4 protein-coding genes are annotated in these 2,914 nt (G+C 66.5%); all 4 read right to left on the reverse strand.

Annotation, left to right across the window (positions count from 1 at the left end):
- A partial coding sequence (gene pqqE / locus E8E91_RS15425; RefSeq protein WP_280376579.1) for a pyrroloquinoline quinone biosynthesis protein PqqE occupies positions 1 to 1,022 on the reverse strand: 1,022 nt, incomplete at its 3' end.
- On the reverse strand, positions 994 to 1,272 hold the full coding sequence (pqqD, locus tag E8E91_RS15430) for a pyrroloquinoline quinone biosynthesis peptide chaperone PqqD (protein ID WP_280376583.1): 279 nt from the start codon (positions 1,270 to 1,272) through the stop codon (positions 994 to 996). The genes pqqD and pqqE, both read right to left, overlap by 29 nt.
- Positions 1,269 to 2,021, reverse strand: a complete 753-nt coding sequence (pqqC, locus tag E8E91_RS15435; protein ID WP_280376585.1) for a pyrroloquinoline-quinone synthase PqqC — start codon at positions 2,019 to 2,021, stop codon at positions 1,269 to 1,271. Before pqqC ends, pqqD begins: the two co-directional genes overlap by 4 nt.
- Positions 2,022 to 2,074: 53 nt before the next feature.
- Positions 2,075 to 2,914: pyrroloquinoline quinone biosynthesis protein PqqB (pqqB, locus tag E8E91_RS15440; protein ID WP_280376578.1), on the reverse strand; the 840-nt coding region annotated here is incomplete at its 5' end.

The raw sequence follows: 2,914 nt of genomic DNA on the forward strand, positions 1-2,914 counted from the left end.
ACCGGGTCGGCGTTGCTGGCATCGCCGGTGAGCAGGAAGGCCTGGCAGCGGCAACCGCCGAAGTCCTTCTCCTTCTCGTCGCAGGAGCGGCAGGGCTCGGGCATCCAGTCGTAGCCGCGGAAGCGGTTGAAGCCGAACGACTCGTACCAGATGTGCTTGAGGTCATGCTCCTTGACGTTGGGGAAGCGTACCGGTAGCTGCCGCGCGCTGTGACAGGGCAAGGCGGTGCCGTCCGGGGTGATGTCGAGGAACAGGTTGCCCCAGCCGTTCATGCAGGCCTTGGGGCGTTCCTCGTAGTAGTCCGGGGTGACGAAGATCAGCTTGCAGGGGTGCTTTTCCGCCGCCAGCTTGGCCCGGTACTCATTCGTGATGCGTTCGGCGCGCTGCAATTGTTCGCGGGTCGGCAGCAGCCCGGCGCGGTTCAGCTCGGCCCAGCCGTAGAACTGGCAGGTGGCGAGTTCGACGAAGTCCGCCTCCAGTTCCAGGCACAGCTCGATGATCCGTTCGATCTGGTCGATGTTGTGCCGGTGGGTGACGAAGTTCAGCACCATCGGGTAGCCCGCCGCCTTCACCGCGCGGGCCATCGCCAGCTTCTGCGCGAAGGCCTTGCGCGAGCCGGCCAGCAGGTTGTTCACCGCCTCGTCGGCGGCCTGGAAACTGATCTGGATATGGTCCAGCCCGGCGTCCCTGAAGGCGTTGACGCGCGCCTCGGTGAGGCCGATGCCGGAGTTGATCAGGTTAGTGTAGTAACCCAGCTCGCGGGCGGCGCGGATCAGCTCCTCCAGGTCCTGGCGCACCAGCGGTTCGCCGCCGGAAAAGCCCAGCTGCGCGGCACCCAGCGCGCGGGCCTGGCGGAACACCTCGATCCACTGCGCGGTGCTCAGTTCCTCGCCCTGCTGGGCGAAGTCCAGCGGGTTGGAGCAGTACGGGCACTGCAGCGGGCAGCGATAGGTCAGCTCGGCCAGCAGCCAGAGGGGCAGGCCCACGCCGGACTCAGCGGAGCTCGATCCAGAATTTTTCATTGGCGACCTCCATGAACTGAACGACATCGTCCGCCAGCTCCGGTGCACCCGGATACAGGGCGTTCAGGTTATTGATGATGGTGGCGACATCGCGCTGGCCATCGATCTGATTGGCAATGGCGCCCGCACTTTCATTGAGGCGGATCATGCCTTCCGGGTAGAGCAGGACATGGCAGCCCTGGGCCGACTCCCACTGCAATCGATAGCCACGGCGAAACTGCGGAACCTGACGTACGTCGAACTCGCTCATAGGGGAATACCGCGGTGCCAGACCCGTTCGCGGGTCACCGTGTGGTAGGGGGGACGGTCCAGTTCGTAGGCCATGCTCATGGCGTCGAGCATGCTCCAGAGCACGTCCAGCTTGAATTGCAGGATTTCCAGCATGCGCTGTTGCGCCTCCCAGGTGCGGTAATGCTCGAGGGTGATGCGCAGGCCGTGCTCGACATCGCGGCGCGCTTCTTTCAGGCGCTTGCGGAAATAGTCGTAGCCGGTGGGGTCGATCCAGGGGTAATGCTGGGGCCAGCTGTCCAGCCGCGACTGGTGGATCTGCGGGGCGAACAGTTCGGTCAGCGAGCTGCTCGCCGCCTCTTGCCAACTGGCGCGGCGGGCGAAGTTGACGTAGGCGTCCACCGCGAAACGCACCCCCGGCAGCACCAATTCCTGGGACAGCACCTGCTCGCGGTTGAGCCCGACCGCCTCAGCCAGGCGCAGCCAGGCCTCGATGCCGCCGGCCTCGCCGGGGGCGCCGTCGTGGTCCTGGATGCGCTGGATCCATTCGCGGCGGGTGTCGCGGTCCGGGCAGTTGGCGAGGATGGCGGCATCCTTCAGCGGGATGTTCACCTGGTAGTAGAAACGGTTGGCCACCCAGCCCTGGATTTGTTCGCGCGTCGCGCGGCCCTCGTACATGGCGCGGTGGTACGGGTGGTGGATGTGGTAATAGGCGCCCTTGGCGCGCAGGGCCTGCTCGAATTCGGCGGGAGTCATGGCGGTCTGGCTCATGCTCGGGGTCCTCGTAGGGTGCGCCGTGCGCACCTTGTTGGGTTCGTGGTGCGTTACAGCACGATGCTCATGCCATCCCAGGCCACTTCGATGCCGTGGCGGCCGAGTTCGGCGCGCTCGGCGGAGTCGACGTCGAGGATCGGGTTGGTGTTGTTGATGTGGATGAGCACCTTGCGCGGGCCGTCGATGCCATCCAGCACCTCGATCATTCCGCCCGGGCCGCTCTGCGGCAGGTGGCCCATCTCGCGGCCGAGCTTGTCGCCCACCTCGCAGTGGCGCATCTCGTCGTCACGCCAGAGCGTGCCGTCCACCAGCAGGCAGTCGGCGCGGCGCATCCAGTCGAGCAGGTGTTCATCCACCTGGCCGAGACCGGGGGCGTAGAACAGGCTGCCGCCGGTTTCCAGGTCCTCGATGAACAGGCCGATGTTGTCGCCCGGATGCGGGTTGCCCCGGTGCGGCGAATAGGGCGGCGCGCTGCTGCGCAGGGGAATGGCGGTGAAACGCAGGCCGGCGCAGGCGGGAATGGTGAACGACGGGCTGGCCAGGTCGATGGGCTGCCAGTCCAGGCCACCGTTCCAGTGCCGGAGCATGCTGAACAGCGGAAAGCCGCTGGTGAGGTCCTGGTGGACCATGTCGGTGCACCAGACCTGGTGCGGGCAGCCCTCGCGCAGGCTCAAGAGGCCGGTGACGTGGTCGATCTGGCTGTCCATCAGGATGATCGCGGCGATGCCGGTATCGCGCAGATGGCGCGCCGGCTGCAACGGCGGAAAGGCCTCGAGCTGGGCGCGGATATCCGGCGAGGCGTTGCACAGCACCCAGTCGATGCCGTTGGCGCTGAGGGCGATGGACGACTGGCTGCGCGGCTGGGCGCGGACCTTGCCGCTGCGTACGCC

The organism is Pseudomonas sp. BN515, from assembly GCF_029873155.1.
Classification (GTDB): Bacteria; Pseudomonadota; Gammaproteobacteria; order Pseudomonadales; family Pseudomonadaceae; genus Metapseudomonas.

What these genes read in the sequence shown, in the direction of transcription:
- pqqD (WP_280376583.1), bottom strand. Translation starts at nt 1,272, where the DNA reads ATGAGCGAGTTCGACGTACGTCAGGTTCCGCAGTTTCGCCGTGGCTAT.
- pqqC (WP_280376585.1), bottom strand. Translation starts at nt 2,021, where the DNA reads ATGAGCCAGACCGCCATGACTCCCGCCGAATTCGAGCAGGCCCTGCGC.